Source organism: Brevibacillus sp. AF8, from assembly GCF_021270385.1.
Taxonomy (GTDB): Bacteria; Bacillota; Bacilli; order Brevibacillales; family Brevibacillaceae; genus Brevibacillus.
Genome location: NZ_JAGQDN010000003.1, coordinates 285,202 through 306,831, shown reverse-complemented (window position 1 = coordinate 306,831; position 21,630 = coordinate 285,202). Strand labels below are relative to the sequence as shown.

Annotated in this window: 24 protein-coding genes; 18 read left to right on the top strand and 6 right to left on the bottom strand. The window is 47.9% G+C overall.

Annotation, left to right across the window (positions count from 1 at the left end):
- Nucleotides 1–125: 125 nt before the first annotated feature.
- Nucleotides 126–1,460, top strand: coding sequence for a PhoH family protein (locus tag KB186_RS07765; RefSeq protein WP_173608234.1), 1,335 nt, complete (start codon nucleotides 126–128; stop codon nucleotides 1,458–1,460).
- Between the two features lie 333 nt (nucleotides 1,461–1,793).
- Here KB186_RS07765 and KB186_RS07760 read toward each other — a convergent pair whose 3' ends face one another.
- Nucleotides 1,794–2,270, bottom strand: a complete 477-nt coding sequence (locus tag KB186_RS07760) for a DinB family protein (protein ID WP_173608233.1) — start codon at nucleotides 2,268–2,270, stop codon at nucleotides 1,794–1,796.
- A gap of 139 nt (nucleotides 2,271–2,409) precedes the next feature.
- Between KB186_RS07760 and KB186_RS07755 the strand changes: the two genes are divergently transcribed.
- Both KB186_RS07755 and KB186_RS07750 read left to right on the top strand, forming a co-directional pair.
- Complete coding sequence (locus KB186_RS07755; RefSeq protein WP_173608386.1) at nucleotides 2,410–2,856, top strand: hypothetical protein; 447 nt, start codon at nucleotides 2,410–2,412, stop codon at nucleotides 2,854–2,856.
- Between the two features lie 83 nt (nucleotides 2,857–2,939).
- The gene (locus KB186_RS07750) at nucleotides 2,940–3,479 is read left to right on the top strand and encodes a hypothetical protein (protein ID WP_232773351.1); all 540 of its coding nucleotides are present in this window, start codon (nucleotides 2,940–2,942) and stop codon (nucleotides 3,477–3,479) included.
- Nucleotides 3,480–3,530: 51 nt separating this feature from the next.
- On the opposite strand, the gene KB186_RS07745 is transcribed toward KB186_RS07750, so the two are convergent.
- Nucleotides 3,531–4,031: a hypothetical protein gene (locus tag KB186_RS07745; protein ID WP_232773349.1), complete on the bottom strand. Its 501-nt coding sequence runs from the start codon at nucleotides 4,029–4,031 to the stop codon at nucleotides 3,531–3,533.
- A 63-nt stretch (nucleotides 4,032–4,094) separates the two neighbouring features.
- Between KB186_RS07745 and KB186_RS07740 the strand changes: the two genes are divergently transcribed.
- Complete coding sequence (locus KB186_RS07740) at nucleotides 4,095–4,742, top strand: MBL fold metallo-hydrolase (RefSeq protein ID WP_173608230.1); 648 nt, start codon at nucleotides 4,095–4,097, stop codon at nucleotides 4,740–4,742.
- A gap of 93 nt (nucleotides 4,743–4,835) precedes the next feature.
- Nucleotides 4,836–6,092 (top strand): CapA family protein, encoded by a 1,257-nt coding sequence (locus KB186_RS07735; protein ID WP_173608229.1) that lies wholly within the window; start codon nucleotides 4,836–4,838, stop codon nucleotides 6,090–6,092.
- A gap of 13 nt (nucleotides 6,093–6,105) precedes the next feature.
- Here KB186_RS07735 and KB186_RS07730 read toward each other — a convergent pair whose 3' ends face one another.
- A complete protein-coding gene (locus KB186_RS07730) occupies nucleotides 6,106–7,179 on the bottom strand; it encodes a hypothetical protein (protein ID WP_232773348.1) in 1,074 nt (357 codons plus the stop codon).
- Nucleotides 7,180–7,272: 93 nt separating this feature from the next.
- Here KB186_RS07730 and KB186_RS07725 point away from each other — a divergent pair, with 93 nt between their 5' ends.
- A complete protein-coding gene (locus KB186_RS07725; protein WP_173608227.1) occupies nucleotides 7,273–8,370 on the top strand; it encodes a class I SAM-dependent methyltransferase in 1,098 nt (365 codons plus the stop codon).
- Between the two features lie 47 nt (nucleotides 8,371–8,417).
- On the opposite strand, the gene KB186_RS07720 is transcribed toward KB186_RS07725, so the two are convergent.
- Nucleotides 8,418–8,684, bottom strand: coding sequence for a DUF2626 domain-containing protein (locus tag KB186_RS07720; protein ID WP_015892123.1), 267 nt, complete (start codon nucleotides 8,682–8,684; stop codon nucleotides 8,418–8,420).
- Nucleotides 8,685–8,821: 137 nt separating this feature from the next.
- Nucleotides 8,822–9,520, bottom strand: coding sequence for a helix-turn-helix transcriptional regulator (locus tag KB186_RS07715; protein ID WP_047068388.1), 699 nt, complete (start codon nucleotides 9,518–9,520; stop codon nucleotides 8,822–8,824).
- A 439-nt stretch (nucleotides 9,521–9,959) separates the two neighbouring features.
- Here KB186_RS07715 and KB186_RS07710 point away from each other — a divergent pair, with 439 nt between their 5' ends.
- From KB186_RS07710 to KB186_RS07700, 3 genes are all read left to right on the top strand, one after another.
- The gene (locus tag KB186_RS07710) at nucleotides 9,960–10,337 is read left to right on the top strand and encodes a Spx/MgsR family RNA polymerase-binding regulatory protein (RefSeq protein WP_016740704.1); all 378 of its coding nucleotides are present in this window, start codon (nucleotides 9,960–9,962) and stop codon (nucleotides 10,335–10,337) included.
- Nucleotides 10,338–10,424: 87 nt separating this feature from the next.
- Nucleotides 10,425–11,192: an enoyl-CoA hydratase/isomerase family protein gene (locus KB186_RS07705; RefSeq protein ID WP_232773347.1), complete on the top strand. Its 768-nt coding sequence runs from the start codon at nucleotides 10,425–10,427 to the stop codon at nucleotides 11,190–11,192.
- A gap of 134 nt (nucleotides 11,193–11,326) precedes the next feature.
- On the top strand, nucleotides 11,327–11,968 hold the full coding sequence (locus KB186_RS07700; RefSeq protein ID WP_173608225.1) for an RsfA family transcriptional regulator: 642 nt from the start codon (nucleotides 11,327–11,329) through the stop codon (nucleotides 11,966–11,968).
- Nucleotides 11,969–12,054: 86 nt separating this feature from the next.
- Here KB186_RS07700 and KB186_RS07695 read toward each other — a convergent pair whose 3' ends face one another.
- Nucleotides 12,055–12,522, bottom strand: a complete 468-nt coding sequence (locus KB186_RS07695) for an N-acetyltransferase (protein WP_047068385.1) — start codon at nucleotides 12,520–12,522, stop codon at nucleotides 12,055–12,057.
- 277 nt (nucleotides 12,523–12,799) lie between these two features.
- Between KB186_RS07695 and KB186_RS07690 the strand changes: the two genes are divergently transcribed.
- The 9 genes from KB186_RS07690 to bshC all read left to right on the top strand — a co-directional run bounded on the left by KB186_RS07690 (nucleotide 12,800) and on the right by bshC (nucleotide 21,605).
- Nucleotides 12,800–14,155: an acetyl-CoA carboxylase biotin carboxylase subunit gene (locus KB186_RS07690; protein WP_232773346.1), complete on the top strand. Its 1,356-nt coding sequence runs from the start codon at nucleotides 12,800–12,802 to the stop codon at nucleotides 14,153–14,155.
- Between the two features lie 31 nt (nucleotides 14,156–14,186).
- Nucleotides 14,187–14,399: a biotin/lipoyl-containing protein gene (locus KB186_RS07685; RefSeq protein WP_015892116.1), complete on the top strand. Its 213-nt coding sequence runs from the start codon at nucleotides 14,187–14,189 to the stop codon at nucleotides 14,397–14,399.
- A 52-nt stretch (nucleotides 14,400–14,451) separates the two neighbouring features.
- Nucleotides 14,452–15,351 (top strand): hydroxymethylglutaryl-CoA lyase, encoded by a 900-nt coding sequence (locus tag KB186_RS07680; RefSeq protein WP_173608223.1) that lies wholly within the window; start codon nucleotides 14,452–14,454, stop codon nucleotides 15,349–15,351.
- Between the two features lie 37 nt (nucleotides 15,352–15,388).
- A complete protein-coding gene (locus KB186_RS07675; RefSeq protein ID WP_173608222.1) occupies nucleotides 15,389–16,162 on the top strand; it encodes an enoyl-CoA hydratase-related protein in 774 nt (257 codons plus the stop codon).
- A gap of 17 nt (nucleotides 16,163–16,179) precedes the next feature.
- Nucleotides 16,180–17,718, top strand: a complete 1,539-nt coding sequence (locus KB186_RS07670) for an acyl-CoA carboxylase subunit beta (protein ID WP_232773344.1) — start codon at nucleotides 16,180–16,182, stop codon at nucleotides 17,716–17,718.
- Nucleotides 17,719–17,888: 170 nt separating this feature from the next.
- Nucleotides 17,889–18,854 (top strand): ketopantoate reductase family protein, encoded by a 966-nt coding sequence (locus KB186_RS07665; RefSeq protein ID WP_232773343.1) that lies wholly within the window; start codon nucleotides 17,889–17,891, stop codon nucleotides 18,852–18,854.
- Entirely contained in the window at nucleotides 18,851–19,249 is a 399-nt protein-coding gene (locus KB186_RS07660) for a DUF3397 domain-containing protein (RefSeq protein ID WP_016740712.1), read from the top strand. The genes KB186_RS07665 and KB186_RS07660 overlap by 4 nt, the downstream gene beginning before the upstream one ends.
- 52 nt (nucleotides 19,250–19,301) lie before the next feature.
- On the top strand, nucleotides 19,302–19,859 hold the full coding sequence (locus tag KB186_RS07655; protein ID WP_007717657.1) for a helix-turn-helix domain-containing protein: 558 nt from the start codon (nucleotides 19,302–19,304) through the stop codon (nucleotides 19,857–19,859).
- Between the two features lie 123 nt (nucleotides 19,860–19,982).
- Nucleotides 19,983–21,605 carry a bacillithiol biosynthesis cysteine-adding enzyme BshC gene (gene bshC, locus KB186_RS07650; protein ID WP_173608219.1) on the top strand — a complete coding sequence of 541 codons (1,623 nt, stop codon included), beginning with the start codon at nucleotides 19,983–19,985 and terminating at the stop codon, nucleotides 21,603–21,605.
- Nucleotides 21,606–21,630: the final 25 nt, after the last annotated feature.

The window sequence follows — 21,630 nt, the reverse complement described above, 5'->3', positions numbered from 1 at the left end:
TTCTGGCACTGGGTCGTCTATCTCTGTCTACCTGAACATAGACTGTAGTACATCACGTCGCCGCACTTGAGCATCCCTCCAAAAATTGCATAGGGTATATAAGAAGGGTAATAGGAGGCGAGATTTTGAAGAAAATCTACGTACTGGACACCAACGTACTCCTGCAAGATCCAAGGGCGATGTTTTCCTTCGCTGACAACGAAATCGTCATACCAGCTGTCGTATTGGAAGAAATCGATTCCAAAAAGCGGTACATGGATGAAATTGGCCGCAATGCTCGGTACGTATCTCGGCTCTTTGACAGTTTTCGTGAGCTGGGGCAATTGCACACTGGCATTACCCTTGAAACGGGTGGGTTGTTTCGGGTGGAACTGAATCATTCCTCTTTCCACCGCCTTCAAAAACAATTCACGGAAATGAGTAATGACAACCGCATTTTGGCGGTTGCACTAAACTTACAAGAGGAGGAAAATGGAAAACCACAGCCAAGACCAGTCATTTTGGTAAGTAAGGATGCTCTCATGAGAGTCAAGGCTGATGCATTGAATATTTCCGCAGAAGATTTTCTTTCGGATCGAGTTGTGGGAGAGTTCTCCAGTATTTACCCGGGGTATCAGAAGATGATGGTAGCATCCGACATCATCAAGACTTACTATGCGACAAGAAAACTGCAGCTGGCCTCCTGTTTTCCGCGCTATCGCTTTTATCCTCATCAATTTTTAGTGCTGAAGGACGAATGTAACCCATCTATTTCAGCGATTGGAAAAGTCGACCCGGACGGAAAAATGTTAGAAATGCTTATCTCAGATGATGATCCGATTTGGGGCATCCGAGCCCGCAACGTGCAGCAACGGATGGCAACCGAATTGCTGCTACGAGATGATATCCCTTTAGTAACCATGACCGGTAAGGCCGGTACAGGAAAAACCTTGCTGGCATTAGCAGCGGGCCTGCTGCAAATTGAGGACCAGCAAAAATACAAAAAACTGTTAGTAGCAAGACCTATCGTTCCGCTTGGAAAAGACATCGGTTATTTGCCCGGCGAAAAAGAAGAAAAGCTTCGGCCGTGGATGCAACCGATTTATGATAATTTGGAATATTTATTCAACACAAAACGCCCAGGTGATTTGGATAAAATTTTGGCAGGCATGGGAAGTTTGCAGGTGGAAGCTTTGACGTATATTCGCGGGCGCTCCATCCCTGAACAATTTATTATCATTGACGAAGCCCAGAACTTGACAAAGCATGAAGTGAAGACGATCCTGACGAGGGTGGGGGACGGCTCGAAAATTGTGTTAATGGGTGATCCTGAGCAGATTGATCATCCGTATCTGGATGAGAGCAACAACGGTTTAACCTACGTGGTCGAAGTATTTAAAGACCAAAAGCTGGCTGGACATATTCAGTTGGAAAAAGGCGAACGGAGTGTGCTCGCACAGCTGGCCGCAGATTTATTGTAAAGAGGATGTATGAAAAACTGCGAAAAGGTCATACTATTTTTGTCGAGCCCGTTGATTCATGTGAGTAAACGGCGAAATGCCTTGCAGGAGGCGAAGATCCGTGGATAATCATGATCAAGCAATCGACGAAAGTCGTATGGAGATACACCGATTCCTTTAGCTACTTTTCTCTACGACGGAGGTTGAAGAGCCAAAGAGAATAACCGGTAGAACCCCATAAGCAATTCGGGCTCGACAAGGACCGCTCCTCATTGGAGCGGTTTTCATTTTTGAGGATTTGGCAGGCAAAAGAAAAACGCGGATAAACGATCCCGCGTTTTTGTCTGATTTTCCTTATTTAGCAGCCGCGATTGCTTTTCGCAATGACGAAATACATCCGATGTGCATTCCTTCATGGAAAAGAGTGAAGACCATCATTTCCCCATAAGTATGCATAGTGCCTTTGTCTCCTAGCTCAAACGGTTTTGGCAATGGATCATTCAAGCGGGAGTGAAATTCTTCTTTGATACGCACATGCTGTTCTTTTAGCTCGGCAGCTAAGGTTTCGAGGGAAGGTGCTTCTTTTTGCCAATCAGCAGGTTTGGTTCCTGGAGCGAACATGGCTGCGTAATGCGGAGGACATTTCATTCCTTCTGGTCCGAAGAGCAAGTAATCTTGTGTCAGAAGAATATGGCCAATATTCCAGCGAATGTTGTTTTTAAAGCCAACTGGAACCACATCTGCTTCTTCCTCGGTTATTTCCGTCAATCTCGCCAAAAACATTCCGCGAATCAAGTCGTACTGATTCCAAACAAAAGAAAAGTCCTGCATAGCAATCCCTGCCCTTCCTCATATTTACATGCACTTCACATCTTACCGCATAAACAGCAAAGGGGAAATATACAAACTGCAAAAAAATTTGCAAGTTGTCCCTCCAACTCCATACATATGTACAAAGGAGGGAAGCATGATGGTTACGTTGGATTCATCTATTTCTTTTTTGATTTACATCACAGCGGTATCCAGCGCGGCAGCAGGAGTTACGGAAGCTTTTAAATCAGTCATTCCCTTTTTGGCGACAGACTATGAGGCGAAAGAAAATTGCTGGGAGGATCAGTATCATGCTGCTCGATTGATGCACTACAAGCGCTTTTTCAATCTGCTTATTTCCGTATTGGCTGCTGGTGTCATTTTTGGCATGCTTGGTCTGGACCCGGCACTTATTTTAACGGGTGCTGAATCCGCTTATGTAAAAGATTCGTGGCAGTTAGGAACATGGATGTGGGGAATTGTTGCGGTGTTTGGCTCGCCTTTTTTCGCATCACTCCTCAAAATATTAGAGAGCTTCAAACAATCAGTGGACAGCAATTTGCCTCCTAATCGACCGCGCCGCAAAGTCAGCGGAACACGAGAATAAAGCTCGTCTTCCTATAGTTGCCCGATGCTTGCCGGATACGCTAAGATAACCAAAAGAGCGGTAGCAAAGGTGGGCTCAGGTGAATGATGTGGAAATGCTTGCGAATGACTGCGTTTTGGGTGTTGACAGTAGTTGTCTTGGTGGCATGTTCGGCCCAGTCGGAACCAACTGCTACATTTGACCCCGAAAATCCAAAGGAATACGGAGTAAACGGCATTTTTATCGGGCAGAACATAAAAGAAGCAATGGATATGTTGAAGCCAACAAAAGCTGATTTTATGGATATGGTGACAAGACAAAGCTACACGGTAGAGCAAATGGCGCAGGGTGCGGGAGATGCAGTAATGGGGATGCTGCTGGTTGATCAAAGCCAGATGATGATCAAAGTCCACAAAGGTGAATTGACATCGATTATGCTGGGAGGAGTTCCCCGTGAGGACGCACAAAAATTCAAAACATATCGAGGACTCACGATGTTTGACAGTGCTGGGCAGCTAGAGAAGCTGTACGGCAAAGGAAAAGGCGAACAAGAAGTGGTGTATGAAGGCAGCAAATACACCGCCAATTTTGGTCTTGTGGACAATCAGGTGGCGTGGTTCCGATTTGATCGTAAATCATCGTAATAAGGAGAAGGGAGTTCGCTATCAGGGACTCCCTTTTTTCATGGAAAGGATTCATTTGGTCGGATGGAGCCAAACGAGCTTCACTTGATAAGCCTTTGCGATTCCCTCTGCCAGTGGAATCAAGCTTTGATCAATCAGGTAGGCTTCGGGTTGTTGTGTACTTTCAGGTATCACGCCTAGAACATGCTCACGGAGTTGCTCCATGGCAGCCCACTGATCTTCAGTTTGGGATGGGGCCTCGGGCGTTACGATGGCAACTTGATCTGCATATACATACAAATGTTCATTTTGGGAGACAAAACCGATATCATCGAGTTGATCGATGGTGGTTGTTGACGGGAGCAGTAATAGAGAAAAGGCATCGCCTAACATGTTTGATTTCTCCAAAATGGTCTCTAGCTTCTCCTGTTCGGCTTGGTTCTCTACAATAAAAAGCAGTTTGTCCCGATCAAAGACATTGACATGATCTCCGATTTTATGTATGACTTGAGCATAGAAGCCAGGGAGCTTCCCGGCTGGTACATTCAGTTCAATTCCGTACATATGGCGCATGTCATACCCCCATGTTTGCAATCGTGTTTTTTCTATCGTATCAAAAAATCAAGGAGGTTTCCTATGACAAATCAAAATCTTGCCATTGAATCTTATGCGTTGGGAGCATTTCAAACCAATGCCTATGTGGTGACAAACACCGTTACCAACCAGACCATTGTGATTGACCCGGGCATGGAGCCAGATCAGTTGCTCCGCGCTCTTGCTAATAAAAACGTCGTTGCTATTCTTTTGACGCATGCCCACTTGGATCATATTGGTGGTCTCAACCAAGTAAGAGAATTGACAAAAGCACCGGTTTACATTCATCCATTGGAGCAGGAATGGCTCACCAATCCTGATCTCAACGGATCTCGACGCTGGAATCTGCCCGAACTCATCGTTTGTGAGCGGGCTGAGAACGAATTGGCAGATGGTCAAACTCTGGAACTGGCAGGTTTTCATATTCAGGTGTTGCATACGCCAGGGCATTCACCAGGCAGTTGTTCATTCGTAATTGGCCAGCACTGCTTCGGTGGCGACGTTCTGTTTAACCAGAGCATCGGGCGTACGGATCTGTTCGGAGGAGATTATGAGACACTGATGATCAGCATTCAGGACAAACTGTTTGAGCTCGATGATGAGACAATTGTATATCCTGGACATGGTCCGAAGACGACGATCGACTACGAGAAAACGTACAATCCGTTTGTCACAGGCATGCTGCGTTAGTCACTTCATCATTCTTTATAAAGGTTGGGAGAGGATTTTGTCAGGTGGTGGAGAAAAGGAAGGGGTCACCATTTACCAAAGGAGCTATTTATTATGAAGCGAACATGGAAATGGGCACTCCTTCTCGTTATTGCCTGCACGAGTCTGGTTGGGTGTGCGGCACCCATCGCCCAAGCAGATAAGACAAACCAAGCTCCCGACGTGAAAGTGCCCGATCCCGAAACACCACAGCAGACAGCGCCCAATCATCAGGAGACACAACCTACGACTTTGCCGTCAAGATTTCCGGAACAGCGTATCTCCCTTCTCGCCGTTGGGGATATCATGATGCATCAGGAGCAGTTGGATGCCGTTTGGGACCCAGCGACGAAAAGCTATGATTTTAAACGTTTTTTCCCGAATGTCATCCCGATGTTCCGCGAGGCAGACTGGGTCATCGGCAATCTTGAGACAACGATGAGTGGTAGCGAGGCCAAATACTCAGGATATCCGATGTTTAATTCTCCTGAGTCCCTTGCACATGCGTTGAAGGAAATTGGATTTACTGCGGTAACAACAGCGAATAACCATTCGATGGACCGCAAAGAACAAGGAGTTCTGCAAACCATCAAATATCTCGATGAAGCCGGTCTACCGCACACGGGAACGTTTGCAAATCCTGAGGATCGAGATGAGCCCTTGCTGTTGACCAAGGACGGATTCACGCTAGCCTTGCTATCGTATACGTACGGAACGAATGGAATCGCGATTCCAGAGGGCAAGCCGTATCTGATCAATCTCATTTCGCCTGGGCTGATGAAGAAAGACATCGCACGGGCAAGAGAAAAAGGAGCCGATCTGGTTGCAGTGGCGCTTCATTTCGGAAATGAGTATCAGCGAATGCCCAGTCCTGAACAAATCAAGACCGCCGAGCAAGCTCTGACATTTGGAGCGGATATCATACTGGGCGCGCATCCACATGTGGTACAACCTTACGAATGGAAGACGGTTACCCTCGAAGATGGAAGTCAACACAAAGGACTGATCACCTATTCTTTAGGCAATTTCATCTCTGCGCAGCGATGGGACTACAAGGATGTTGGGGCAATCCTGAAGCTTGTGCTGTACAAGAATGAGTCAGGAGAGGCAAGCATCGAAAGTGCTGAAATGATTCCGACCTACGTTCATTTTTATCGGAAAAATAACAAGCGCAACTACGTCATTTACCCGGTGTCAGAAACATTGGAGAAGCTGAAGCAGGGGCAGAAATACCCGACGCTGACGAAAGAAGCGATCCAGTACATGACACAATTGCAGAAGGAAATGCCGGCTCATGTCAATAAGGTTGTTTCCAAGAAAAAAGCCAGCTAATGAATAGCTGGCTTTACTTCTTTCCGAATCCAAAGGGAAGATTGAATTGTAGCTGGAGTTTTAATTCTTCGTCCATCAGCGTGATGCCCTGCACTTGGATATTGGGGGAGATCAGCTCCGGATAAAATCCTAGATCGTACGCTTCCTCCATTTCCTCTACGGTCGATTGAGGCAAGGCAAAGCCGTCAAAGTACAGCTCGGTAATGTGGAATTTGAGATGGGTAGGAGAGACGAGCTCATAGTTACCAACGAGCTTGAGCTCCATCTGATCATACGTGCCTTCTACGGTCAGCTTGTTATCCTCAAAGGAGAAATGCGATTGTTTAAACAACGCATCTTTCTCTATCAAAAAATTGTTGAAGTCAGTCTGGTTAATGGTTAGCGTATGCTTAAGAAGACCTTCTGACTGAATTCGATCGGGCGTCGCCAACTCGGGAACCTGAACCATGACCTGCGCGAGCATTCCGAAGAAGGTCTGGAATGCGGGCAAACCACGTTTTTCCCAGTCTAAAATCAAGTGATTCATCATGGATTCCACAACGGTCGGGTCATCCAGCTTTTGTACATTCTTTTCTTTTTCAGCGGCAACGGCGAGCATCTCTGACAATTGAAGCTCGTATTTTTTTCGTAGCGTCTGAAGTTGTTCCAATCGATTCTTTTTGTCGGTTTGCATCGAGGTGAGCTTGGTGCGCTCAGTATGATAGGACTCTAGTCGAGACATGTCACGCTCGTACAAGATCTCGTAGAAGTCGTACATCAATAAGAACTGATTGAAATTTTCCGCATTTAATAGTAACGTCAGAAGATTAGTACGCTCGCCCATGTAATAGGCACGCGCTACTTCGCCGGCACGACGTTGTGTGGCTTCCATCACTAGCTTTTGCCGTTGCAAGTCGAGATCCATTTGAGCGATTTCCCCGTATGTCCGCGTCTCTTCTTCCTTTAGTAAGGTGAGGGTTCGCTCCAGCTCTTTTTGTGTAAAATGCTGCTGCAGGATAAGCTGCTCCAAAGGGGTAGCGGGCTCTTCCTGTGCGAATACCGTTAGTGGACATACAAACAGGAACAAGACGAGAAGAAATTTGCGCATGATTTCACCTTTTGCTTTTGCCTTTCCATATTGTATGCTTCTTTTCGTATTATAGCCTTATCTAGTTGAATTTGGATAGCAGGAGAAGAGCTTATGACGATGATCGAACTGATTCGCGAGGAAATAGAAAACCAACCAGGAAAAGCGATTACGTTCGCGCGCTTTATGGAGTTGGCCCTATACCACGATACTCATGGATATTATATGGTTGAACAACCCAAAGTAGGCAAAACGGGAGATTTTTATACGAGCGCATCGGTGCATCCCGTCTTTGCGGAAACAATCGCGGATGCTGTTTTGGCATTATGGGAGGAGGCGGATATTACTTCGCCTGTTCTCGTGGAGATTGGTGGTGGAACCGGGGCTGTCTGCCGTCACATGCTGGAGCGTATCCGCGAATGCAAGCCAGCGGTATACAAAGAGTTGACGGTCATTTTGATAGAAGCGAGTCCGTATCACCGGAAAGTGCAGCAGGAGGCACTCGAGTGGCACGAGGGTCCGAAGCGTTGGTATTCTTCCGTGAAGGAAGCTGCCAAGCATGAAAAAATAGAAGGGGTTATTTTTTCGAATGAATGGCTGGACGCATTTCCGGTACATATTGTAGAAAAAACCAAATTCGGCTGGCAGGAAGTGTGGGTGCGTGCTGCCGAGGACGGGTTGGAAGAGTGTCTGGGAGAGATGACACCAGCGCTAGGAGAATATGTGCTAGGGCTGAACTTGAAGCTGCCGATCGGCATGCGGATCGAGATAAACTTGGCGATGGAGCAAGCGGCACAAGAAGTTTCCTCCCTCTTGAAAAAAGGGTTCGTCATTACGATTGATTACGGTGATCTGCAAGAGGAGCTTTACCATCCCAGTAGAAAAAACGGAACACTGATGTGCTATCATCGTCATCGGGCGCATACGAATCCGTATATCAACATTGGCGAACAAGACTTGACGACACATGTGAATTTTTCTGCGTGGCAAGAGTATGGAGAAAAGGCTGGTTTACGGGAAATGGACTATATGAGGCAGGATCGGTTTTTGATGCGCAATGGCTTGCTTCATAAAGCGGTCGCGCATATGGATACAGACCCTTTCACGAGCGTTGCGATGAAACGGAATCGGGCTATTCAGCAGTTGATCGATCCTGCTGGCTTGGGTGGGCGTTTTTGGGTCATGGTCCAAGGAAAAGGCATCCGGGAGTAAAAGAAGAAGGGAACACAAAAAAAGATGCTCATGGCGAGCATCTTTTTTTACATAATCAATTGTAGCAAAGCGTGCTCTTGTGGGCCAACAGGCATCACGAAGAACGTGTAATACGTGAATCCAACAAAAGACAGGAACATGAAGCCGAAGAAAATGTTTAAGTATACTCGTTCAGTCAGATTCATGTAGCTCAATGCTACGAAGAAAGCAGTCAAACTGAAGAAGATGAGCGCCATCGGGTACAATTCTCCCCAAAACGCCATCAACGCGATCACAATGGTCCAGAAACCAAGAACGCGATACATACGATCCATTTTTGTCCCCCCTTTTTGCCTCGAACGGTAAGATTTACAAGATTCCTCCCCCATTATATAGGACAGGTGAACACGTGTAAACGATAAAGGTATGTCGGATTATTGTCACCCGAGGGGGAGAGACTGGACTTGCGGTGCTAATACTGAATCACCGTATAGTTGCAGGATTGGCAACCGCGAATTTTGGAATCATCCTCACGTAACTCAATGTTCCCCAAGTACGTTTCGAATATTCCCATCAAGAGAGCGTTGTGCATCTGGCATACGGCATTCGGATATTTTTTTGCGCTGTCAGAGAAGGTGCAATTATTCACGCGAAAACGCAGCTTTCCTTCATCCATTGCTTCGATGTCTGGTTTCAATCCCTGGGCCACGACAATCCGATGGACCAGGTCCAATTTTTCTTCCATAGAGGCTGTTTCTAAATTGATTCCGCTTTGGACAACCGCCCGTTTTGCCATCTCTGTTCCAATGCGATGTCCCATTTTAATGAGAGCGGCTTCGCCAGCCTCGCCGAGCGATAGGAGGCTTTCAATCGCGATATCGGCCAACAACTGATAGTCACGAGGTGGGAATTGCAGACTCACAACCTGTTCAGAAAGTGAGTACAACCGACTGGGACGTCCTCCCTTACCGCTTTTGTCTGTAACAGCAGTGAGTAAATTCACGTCTTCCAGCTTGGTCAAATGCAAGCGTGCCACATTTGGATGGATAGAGAAGTGATCAGCTATATCCTGAACCGTGATGGGATCTTTACTGTAGGCGACAAATTGGTAAATGGAAAAACGGGTGGGGTCAGCTAAAGCACTGGTTAACTTTTGCGCATCGTGGTCCATGCCGATACCCCTTTCTCAAAACAATTTCCATAAGATCAAATTCTAAAAGTCGTCTTTTCAGCACCGAGAAAGTGGTGAGTGTAGGGGACCTACATGAGCACCGGACTTTGAAGGTGAACGCCTCTTTCGATGTTACCCAACTTTCAGGACTCCTTCGTGATCAAAAGACAACTTTTTGAACAATCTTCATAAGTGTATCCCATTTTGTGTTACTTGTTAAGGTAGCAGTGTGCTACAACAGGATATCACACGAATTTTCATCTAGTTTTTAAATTAACTACTATTGACATAGTGTTAATGAAGCATTAAAATCCAAAGTAAGGAAAGAAATTTTATTGGCTAACTTTTTGTAAGAGCCTGAACCAAACATCAAGAACTGCAAATCGTAAGACTTTTATAGATGAAATCATGCGTAATAGATGAGATGGAGGGGTAACCAATGGCCGTTGCTGAACGTACACAAACACAAAAATTAACGTTTTTCACTTATCCTAGCTGCACATCCTGTCGCAAAGCGAAGGCATGGCTGGCAGAAAACGGAGTGAATTACGAAGAGCGTCACTTGTTCAAAAATCCACCGACAGCAGAAGAACTGCTGGATATTATCAAAATGACTTCAAATGGCTTGGATGAAATCTTGTCGACGAGAAGTCAGCGTTTTAAAAACCTGGATGTCGATATTAATGATATGTCGGTGAAGGAACTGCTCGAAATGCTTAGCGAAGAGCCTCAGCTTTTGAAGCGTCCGATCCTGACTGACGGTGAAAACCTGATTGTCGGATTCAATTCTTCCGCCATGAAAAATCTGTTGTCCTAATGAAGAGGGGGGAAAGACCTCCTCTTTTTTGTTTGTCCATCGAAAGGTAAAATAAAGCCACAAGCTGATAAAGAGGTGGGAGTTCTTATGGAGACCTTGCTTTTGCAAAAACAGGACGGTATTGCCACGATCACATTAAATCGACCGCATGTACATAATGCCATCAGCGTGGAGCTGGTTGACGAACTGCATCAGGTCCTGCAAGACTGCCAAGCCGATCCTCGGGTGAAGGTTCTGATTGTGACGGGGACGGGCAGAAGCTTCGTTTCCGGAGGCGATTTGAATCAGTTTATTGCAGCTCGTGGCTTTGAACAGGCGCATCCTTTGCTCAGCAAAGTGACGGGGCTTTTGTCGGCCATTGATCAGTATTCCAAACCGGTGATTGCCATGATTAACGGTGCCGCAGTCGGAGGTGGCTGTGAGTTTGCGGGCGCGTGTCATTTTCGTTTTGCCAGTGACCGGGCGACGTTCGGTTTTGTACAAATCAGTATGCATATTACGACAGGCTGGGGTGGGGGAAGTCGGCTGTTGGACTTGCTGCCAGAGTCAAAAGCACTCGCTCTCCTGTTGACTGGTGACAGATTGCGTGCAGAGGAAGCCAAGTCCTACGGTTTTGTTGACGAGGTATACACGGAAGAGAAGCTCCAGGAGGAAGTATATCGTTTCGCTCGAAAAATCGCTGCCCAGCCACTAGCTGGCATTGAAGCGTACATGCAGATCCTGCGGTGGAAGCGTATGGGGATTCCGCAAGAAGAACGAATCCGGCGTGAAGTGAGTCAATGTGCGCATCTATGGGGTAGCCCTGAGCACGTCTCCGTAGTGGAAAGCTTCCTGACAAAGCGCCCAATGTCCTGATCGATGTAGACCTTTCCGTTTAAACATTTATTTGCTTGGACATACTTTTTCTAGTAGAAAGCGATTCTACAAGAGTAGGGAAAAGCATAGGATGAATTACATCATCCTTTTTAAAGGTAACGGGAGGGACTCATATGGTAGCTTCCAGACAAGACGCATGGACCGAAGATGACGATCTAGTGTTGGCGGAAGTCACCTTGCGCCACATACGCGAAGGCGGCACACAGCTTGCTGCATTTGAAGAAGTGGGTCAAAGGTTGGGAAGGACAGCAGCTGCGTGCGGCTTCCGCTGGAACAGTTGCGTACGTAAACGGTACGATGCGGCCATTTCGATTGCGAAAAGCCAGAGGCAGCAATTGAAAAAGCTCGGGAGGATTCAAGCACCGCCCCCTGTGGTGGCAGAGGTCGAGGTCGTCACGTTGCATACAAAACGTTCTGAGACACCAATAGCAGAGGTGCAAAAGTACGCGGATGTAGAGGAGCAGCAGATTGAAGCAGTCATTCGCATGCTCGTCAATCAAAAGGAAATGACTCGTCGCTTGCGACAATTGGAACAAGAGTTGGAAGGAAAAGAGTTGGAGTTAAAAGAATTGAAAGAAGCCCACGAACGCGCTAGAAAAGAGCTGGATCAGGTTCAGGGTGTCAATGATGATTACCGTGCGTTGGTACAGATTATGGAACGTGCACGCAAGCTTGCTTTTTTACAGGAAGAAGATTCCAACAAAGCGATCTTCAAAATGGATGAAAACGGAAATTTAGAGCGCGTGGAAAAATAAGCGCTAGGTATGAAAAAAGAAGCGGTGATTGATCCGCTTCTTTTTGTTTGCGCATTCATCTGTCATTCATGTTAGTAAAGAGGGAGCTAGTCTTGCAGCTCTACGCTCTCTGGCAACCATACGTACGGGTTTTCACCACGATCACGCATGAGGTTGTACTTCACAGGCGTGAAGCCCATTTTCAACCAAAAATCGTCTGCGCGGCAGCGGGAGTTGGTTTTAATAGGAGCTCCAAAGCTCTTCGCGTGGTTAACCAAAGCTGTTCCGTAATCTTTGCCGCGGTAGTCAGGCAGGACCTCAAGCTTCCACAGCTCGTAATAGTCTTGCGCAGGTTGGAAGTAACGGTCGTATTTCCCGTCAATTTTGTAGAGGCTCATACGTGCTACCAGAAGATCGTTGTCATAAATACCGTAAAATGGAGATTCCGAATCGTTTTCCACGATGTTCGCCTCCAGGTCTTCCTTCATAGAAAGCTCCTCCAGGCCAAATTCGCGAAACTTCTGGAATTCCTCCAGTGTCTTATAGTTGATTTGCAAACGTCTTACTTCAAACATGGTTAGCCACTCCTCTCACAGCTCTTTGCCTTGGCCACCTTTTGGCCCCGCCCCTTTATTATACACGATGTTAGGCTTTTCCGAAGTGTTTTTCTTTTTTTATATAGAGGGATTGTCAGGAAATGATTTCGCTTCCTTGGAAAAATTTAAAATTTCATCCTAGAACTATGATCATTCTCGTGGCAAAATAGAAAGTAGCATCACATGATACAAACCTGGCAAACAATTTGGAAGCGCTTACGGTTGTAGTCGGTTTGTCAAAGAGGGGAGCGTTGCCATGAACAAGGTATTAATCGCAAACCGTGGTGAAATTGCCAGACGAATTATCCGTACATGCAAGGCAAGAGGAGTGGCTACGGTTGCTGTCTATTCGGATGCAGACAAGGATCTGCCGTTTGTACGTGAAGCAGATGAGTCAGTCCATATTGGTCCACCGCCCGTTCCACACAGCTACCTGAACGTAGAGGCCATTCTTGCAGCAGCGAAAAGCACCGGTGCCGATGCCATTCACCCAGGCTACGGTCTTTTGTCAGAAAACGAAGCTTTTGCCCGCCGTGTTCTGGAGGAGGGTCTTCTATTCATTGGGCCAACCCCCGAGGTCATCGGGCAAATGGGTGACAAGCTGACTGCCCGCCGTATGATGGAGGCTGCGGGAGTGCCGGTAGTTCCGGGGTGTGAACAGGCTATCGATTCTCCAGATGAAGCAGCTGTCATCGCGATGTCCATTGGATATCCCGTGATGCTCAAGGCAAGTGCTGGCGGCGGAGGAATCGGGATGCACATTTGCCGAGAAGAGGCCGAACTGCGTCAAGCCTACCAATCGGCGAAAGGTCGGGCAAAAGCGTATTTTGGAAACGATGCGATGTACATGGAGAAATACGTGGAACGTCCGCACCACATCGAAGTGCAGGTCGTTGCTGATCAACATGGAAACGTCATCCACTTATTAGAACGGGAATGCTCCATACAGCGCAGACATCAAAAGGTGCTCGAGGAAAGCCCGTCGCCCTTTTTGGACACAGCAACAAGAGAGCTTTTGTGCAATGCAGCGGTTACCGCAGCGAAAGCAGTGGGCTACTCAGGTGTAGGAACGGTTGAATTTATCGTAGATGAACAGAAAAACTTTTACTTCTTGGAAATGAATACACGCTTGCAAGTGGAGCATCCCGTGACGGAAGAAATGACGGGCATTGACCTCGTGTCGCTCCAACTGGACATTGCCGATGGTCACCCGCTGTCGATCAAGCAAGAGGACGTCAAGGCTCTGCGCCACGCGATTGAGCTGCGTGTCTATGCGGAAGACCCTGTCACCTTCCTGCCATCGCCAGGGACGATTACGTTGTACCAGCCACCTGCATTTGAAGATGTAAGAATTGATGATGGGGTAGAGACAGGTACACAGGTGACTCCTTTTTACGACCCGATGATTGCAAAGGTCATTGTCTCTGGAGCGACAAGAGAAGAGGCTGTACAGCAGGCGCAGAAGGCTATGGATCATTTTCTGATTACTGGCATTAAAACGAACATTCCGTTTTTGCAAGAAGTATTACAGGATGAACAATTCCGAGCAGGTAACTATACAACATGGTTTGTTACTGAGCGCGGAACTGCGTCAAGCACGGAAAAACGCTAATATCCATGATATGTAAAGGAGAGATCCATCCATGAAACAAGTAGCAGCCAATATGGCAGGAACCGTTATTAATGTTCTGGTGCAGCCAGGTGACGAGATCAATGAAGGACAAGATGTCCTTGTACTGGAATCGATGAAAATGGAAGTTCCTGTACAGGCTCAAGCATCAGGCAAGGTTGTGGAAGTTAAAGCGAATATTGGCGATTTTGTCAATGATGGCGATATCATTGTCGTTTTGGAATAGGATTAGAATACTTCTAAACTGAGCGACCGCTAGGCGAGGGGGGTGACTTGTTGTGCGTGTGCAAATCGTGGAGGTCGGTCCTCGTGACGGGTTGCAAAATGAGAGCGCGATCGTTCCGGCAGCAGCAAAAATTGCCTTGATTCATAAGCTGATGGCAGCAGGCTTGAAGCGGATAGAAGCAAGTTCATTTGTGAATCCGAAATGGATACCGCAATTGGCGGATGCAGATGAGGTCTTGCAGGGAATCAATCGCAGCCAAGAGGTAGCGCTTAGCGCATTGGTTCCAAATATTCGCGGTCTGGAGCGGGCGCGCCAGTGCGGACTGACAGAGATTGCCCTGTTCATGTCTGCCTCTGAAACCCATAATCAAAAAAACATCAATAAACCGATAGCAGACACGTATCCGATCCTGCGGGAGGTTGCCCAGGAAGCGCTGGCTCTCGGGATGAAAGTTCGTGGATATATCTCAACGGTGTTCGGCTGTCCGTATGAAGGAAACGTTCCGCTGGACAATAGCCGCAGGGTGACAGAGGCTCTGTTGGAAATGGGAGTGTACGAGATTTCTCTCGGGGATACGATAGGGGTTGCAACACCGAAGCAGGTTCATGAGGTTTTTGGAGAACTTGTGAAAGATGTTACGAACGAGCGCTTAGCCGCCCATTTCCATGATACGAGAGGAACCGGATTGGCGAACGTAGCAGCGGCGCTTGATGAAGGAATCCGAATCTTTGACAGCTCAATCGGCGGGCTTGGTGGATGCCCGTATGCCCCAGGAGCTGCCGGCAACATTTCGACTGAAGATTTGGTCTACATGTTGCACGGAATGGACTATGAAACGGGAGTCGATCTCGAGAAGTTGATTGAGGCTGGTGCGTATATTGGGCAGCAGTTGGGCAAAGAGCTCCCCTCAAAAGTGCTACGGGCATCGCTCGCAAGTAAACCAGCTGGATGATCTGTATTTCCACACATTCGCAAAGAGGGGATAGAAGATGACGGTTTCCCTGCAAAGAGAGGGCGCAATCGGCGTACTGACGCTGCAACGGCCAGAAGTTTTTAACTGCCTCAATCTGGATACGCTTGTGACACTGCGCGGCTTGATCAGTGAAATCAACCATAATCGCGACATCCGGGCGGTCATTGTGACAGGGGCTGGTGACAAGGCGTTTTGCTCTGGTGCAGATTTGAGAGAGCGACGCTCCATGTCACCACAACAGGTTGATGTCTATATCCAAACGATTCGAGATACGTTCACAGAGCTGGAAAAGCTACCGAAACCTGTCATCGCGGCGATTAACGGGCTGGCACTGGGTGGCGGTACAGAATTGGCATTGGCGTGCGATCTGCGGATCATGAGTGATCAGGCCCAGATGGGGTTAACGGAGACATCGCTCGGGATCATCCCTGGCGCCGGCGGAACACAGCGCCTACCTCGGCTGGTTGGAAAAGGCGTCGCCAAGGAACTGATTTTTACGGCAAGGCGTGTTTTTCCAGAGGAGGCAATGTCCATCGGGTTAGTCAATCGGATTGTTCCCACTGATCAACTCATGGCGACAGCCATTTCTTTGGCCGAGCAAATTTCAGCGAATGCTCCACTTGCCTTAGCCCAAGCCAAGTTTGCCATCGATTGTGGAGTGGAAGTCGAGCTAGGTAGCGGACTTCAGATTGAAAGCAACGCGTACAAGCTGCTCGTCCCGACGAAAGACCGCCTAGAAGGACTCGCAGCCTTTCAAGAAAAACGAAAACCGATATACCGCGGAGAGTGACGAGGGGGATTACGCTGATGACCAAACATTTGGAAGACACATTGCACGAAAAAATTGCCCAAGTAGTGCAAGGGGGCGATGCCAAGTATCATGACAAGCTCAAGGAGCAAAACAAGCTGTTCGTCCGCGATCGCCTCAAGCTATTGTTTGATGACGAGTTCATGGTCGAGGATGGGCTGTTCGCGAATGTTATGGCAGGCGATCTGCCGGCGGATGGAGTTGTGACCGCAATTGGCAAGGTTAATGGTCAAACCGTCTGCGTGATGGCAAATGATTCGACTGTGAAAGCCGGGTCTTGGGGATCGCGGACCGTCGAAAAAATCATTCGCATTCAAGAGACAGCCGAAAAAATGCGTGTTCCTCTTCTCTATCTCGTCGATTCAGCAGGAGCGCGTATCACTGATCAATTGGAGATGTTCCCAGGCCGACGGGGGGCTGGCCGAATCTTTTACAACCAAGTGAAGCTTTCGGGCAAAATTCCACAAGTGTGCATTTTGTTTGGACCTTCTGCGGCTGGTGGCGCTTATATCCCTGCTTTTTGTGACATTGTCATCATGGTCGACAAAAACGCGAGCATGTACTTGGGCTCTCCGCGCATGGCAGAAATGGTGATTGGAGAAAAAGTGAGCTTGGAGGAGTTGGGCGGCGCACGCATGCATTGCTCCGTCAGCGGATGCGGCGACGTACTGGCTGCCAATGAAGAAGAAGCGATTCAAGCAGCGCGCAGCTATCTGCGCTTCTTCCCGGCGAACTATACATTGACGCCGCCGACTGCACTGGCAAAAGCTCCTGTGTCTACAGCGAAAGAAATCACGAGCATCGTGCCGGAGAACCAAAATGCAGCTTTCAATATGCATGATGTCATTACAGCATTGGTCGACGAGGATTCGTTCTTTGAAATCAAAAAATTATTTGCCCAAGAACTGATTACCGGATTGGCACGTCTGGATGGCAAACCTGTCGGTATCATTGCCAACCAGCCGCGTGTAAAAGGAGGAGTCTTGTTTGTCGATTCGGCTGACAAGGCGGCTAGATTCATCACGCTGTGCGATGCGTTTTCCATTCCACTGTTGTTCTTGGCGGATGTTCCGGGATTTATGATTGGGACAGCCGTAGAGCGGGCAGGTATTATCAGACACGGGGCAAAAATGATCTCCGCCATGGCGGAAGCCACAGTACCGAAAATATCCGTCATTGTACGTAAAGCATATGGTGCTGGCTTGTATGCAATGGCTAGCTCTGCCTTTGAACCAGATGCTTGCCTCGCACTGCCCGGAGCCCAAATCGCCGTGATGGGACCAGAAGCAGCCGTTAATGCCGTCTACAGTAACAAAATACAGGCGATTGAGGACCCGGCGGAGCGTCAAGCGTTTATTCAGGAAAAACGCAGAGAGTATCAGGAAGACATCGATCTGTACTTACTGGCTTCGAACTTGATTGTGGATGCTGTTGTGCTTCCAAGCGAACTGAGACGCGAATTAATCCAGCGCTACGAGGTTTACAAGGAAAAGCGTCACGTTTTTTCGGACAGAAAGCATGCTGTTTATCCCGTATAATTGAGGGGTCAGGCTGTCGTCAATGGGCGACAGCCTATTTTTTTACAAAAAAGGTGTGGGAGCCAAGGAATATTTCGATAATTTCGATCTTTTTTTGTGGCAATCAATTGAACAATCCCGAAAACTCTGTTATTCTTGAAAAATAAGCATTGATTAATGTGGGTGAACAAATGCTGCTAGAACCAATGACGTTTCAGGTAGTAGTCATAGGTGGAGGGTCTGTCGGGCTGCTGTATGCAGCAAGGCTCGCACACGCTGGACAACCTGTTACGATTGTTACACGCAGTTCACTCCAGGCGAATCAGCTAAATGAACGCGGGCTCAGCTTTCAAAAGCTGAATGGGGATTCAATCACTGTTCCCGTAGCAGCTCGCTCCATTGAAGAAGGATTGCCTGAAGGGAATCTGTATCTGTTAACTGTAAAGCAGCCAGATTTGCACAGCTTGCTCCCAGCTCTACAAAGGTTGGACCTCAAGGCAAGAGTAATCGCTTTGCAAAATGGCATGGGTCATTACGAATTGCTTCGAACCGTTTTAACGGAGACACAGTGCTTCTTTGCGATTAATACGGAAGGGGCAAGGAGATTGTCGCCTACAGAAGTCGTGCACACCGGTACAGGTACTTTGCGTGTAGGCTCTTGGGAGACTTCTGATTGCAATGATCCACTGATTCGCATATTTGTCGAATGGGCAATAGCAACAGGAATGGAGGCTGTCTATGAAAAGGCAATACAGCCCTTCGCTTGGCGCAAGCTCATCGCAAATGCGCTGATCAATCCGTTAACCGCGCTTTTTGAAATCCCAAATGGTGCCCTCCTCGAAAATTCACATACGCAACAGCTCATGCGTGCTTTATTTGTGGAAGCAGCTGCAGTAGCCGCGTATGCTGGACAAAAAATCGAGGATGCAGACTTGCAGGAAATTGTCTCCATTTGCCGAAATACTTCCCGTAATCTTTCCTCCATGCTGCAGGATATTAAGAAGCGCAGACCGACGGAAGTGCAGTCTATCAACGGCTATCTCGTCCAACTAGGGCAAAAAGCCGGGATTCCGACTCCGCTGCACGAAACCTTGCTTCGCGTTATCCTTCTAAAGTCAGACATGGGAATACGGAAGGAGGGAGGCGACAGTAGATGACCTTTTTGGCGAATGTCTGGGCCTATTTGTGGGGGACGCTGACGGTTGTGCCGTTTCTCGGATTTCCGATCGTTTATTTCATCTTGTATGGAATGACGCGGAACAAGAAATTGGCAGGCCGCTTCGCGATAAATATCACGAATCTTTTGGTGATTCGCTCTGCCGTTTCCGCTTACGAACTGATCTGGCCCGAGGCATTCTCCGCTTGGTGGTGGGTATTCTGTTTTTACCTGGTGGTAACCATACTCCTTGGGTGGGTACAGATGAAGTTGAAGGGGCGGCTCTCCCTCAAAAAGGTAGGATTTTCAGCCTGGCGATTGTCGTTTCTCTGGTTTGGAATCGTCTACATAGTGCTGTTTACGACCGGAATTATCAAAACGATGGGTGTCGTGTAAAGCACTGTTGATACATATCGTATTTATTCCGATAAGAAAGAAGGTTGGAACTATGCGACTTCCCATCGAGACCATCGGTCATAAGATTCGAATGATTCGGAAAGAACGCGGCTTTACCTTGGAAATTATGGCAGGCAAGACAGGGTTAAGCAAAGGTTTGCTGAGCCAAGTAGAGCGTGGAATTTCACAGCCGTCGCTGGATTCGCTGTGGAAAATCACCAAAGCTCTGGAGTCACCCATCATTCATTTTTTCGAAGATATTGATCAAAAGCAGGTGCATGTGACTCGCTTGCAAAAACGCAGACAACTGGTCTTTCCTGAATCGACGGGCACGTATTCGCTGCTCTCGATGGGAGGTAGTGCCAAGCTGGGGATGCTGGAAGTGCGACTGATGCCTGGAGAAATGGCTGTCGACAAGTTCGTGCAGTCAGAGGGAGAAGAGTGCTTCACGGTCATTACTGGCAGTGTGACAGCACGCTTCAACGATGAAGAGCATGTATTGGAAGCAGGAGACAGTATTTCATTTGATAGCAGCAAAACACACTCAATCGAAAATACAGGAGAAACGGAAGCTTTGTTAATCTGGTCCGTCACCCCTCCGCAATTTTAATGCAAGCGCAAACGAGCCTGTATTACACTTTGACAACCCATTAAAGTGGGTTGTCTTGTTTTTTGTGGCTGTGGAGCATGTTATAATTTTGGTTGACCATGGCCCGAAGAAAGGTGAGCTAGCATGAATGTTGAATGTCTCGCGCTTCCATTGGCGAATCCGCTGGCACAGGAGTACCAGCAGCAAAATGCCTCTGCATTACAGTTTTTTGCACATAATCCCTACCGTGAACAGTCCTATCGAGAACGCGTGGAATGGCTTCGAAGTCAATCCTATCCTCACCGGAACCAGCTCGTGGAAGGTTTATATCGATTTAATAAAGAGATGGGTACTCACCCTGAAACACTGAAAAATATCGAGTTGCTCAAACAGCCAGACACCTATGTGGTCATCGGCGGTCAGCAAGCAGGAGTTCTGGGTGGGCCACTCTATACGGTCAACAAGGCTGTTCATCTGATCCAGGCAGCGAAGAGGCTGTCTGCCGAGCTTCAGGCGAACGTCATTCCGGTGTTTTGGATTGCTGGCGAAGATCATGACATCGATGAGATCGATCACGTGTACTGGGGAGCGGACGATGGAAAGCGCCTGCACAAAGAGCGACTGGCTCTGAACAAAAAGGGCCGTCAATCGGCAAGTACGCTACCCTTGGACCCTGAGCTGTGTACGCAGTTCCTGGAAAAGTTTTTCCAGGGACAGACAGAGACTACCGAAACCAAACAGATTCGTGAGTTGCTGACGCAGACTGCATCAGACTCGCGCACAGTCGCAGAGTGGTTTGCCCGCTTGATGGCAAAACTGTTTGGCAAGCACGGTCTTGTTCTGGTTGAATCCTCGTTGCCGTTTGTTCGTGAACTGCAGCAACCCATTTTTTCACAGATCATCGAAAACAATGAGCAATTGACGAAGGTGATGCTGCGGGCAGCGGATCGAATTTCAACGGCTGGCTATCCACTCCAATTGCAAGTGGAAGAGCATCAAGCCAATCTGTTCGTCTATGAGGGCGATGATCGATTGCTGCTAGAACGTCACGGGGAGCGCTTTATCAATCGGAGACGTTCTTACAGTCGCGATGAATTGCTCAAGCAGGTTGCAGATACCCCGGAGCGTTTTAGCACAAACGTCGTTACTCGTGGGTTGATGCAGGAGCATCTCTTTCCTACGCTTGCCTTCATTGGAGGTCCGGGCGAGATTGCGTATTGGGCGTTTTATCGGGAGGTATTCGAGCTATTCGGGATGCAGATGCCGATCGTATTGCCTCGGATGTCCATTACCCTTGTGGAAGGTGCTCAACTGAGACTGCTGGATAGCTTGGGGTTGTCTGTTGAACAAGTCTTGACTGATTTCACGGCTTGGAAAACCGAGTGGTCCAAAAATCAGGGGCCACATCCGTTGGAGCAGCAATTCGCTTCGGCACGGGAGTCGATTATGTCGATCTATCGTCCGCTGGTAGAGGAGGTCGTTTCTCTGGATGGCGGATTGCGTGGTCTGGCGGAGAAAAATAGTAAGCTGCTGCTAGAGCAGGTCTCCTTTTTGGAAGAACGTCTAATTCGTTCGCTACAGCAAAAAGATGACGTGGAACACGTCCGCGTCCAACGAATTGAGACCGCTTTGTTGCCCGAAGGTGGGCTGCAAGAAAGAAAGCATTCGTTTTTTCCGTTTGCAAATAAGTATGGTCTTGGTTTGATTGACCGATTAGTAGATGCACCATTCGCGCATGATGGTACTCATCAACTTTATTACCTGTAAAATGCAGCGCAAAATAGTCGGATCG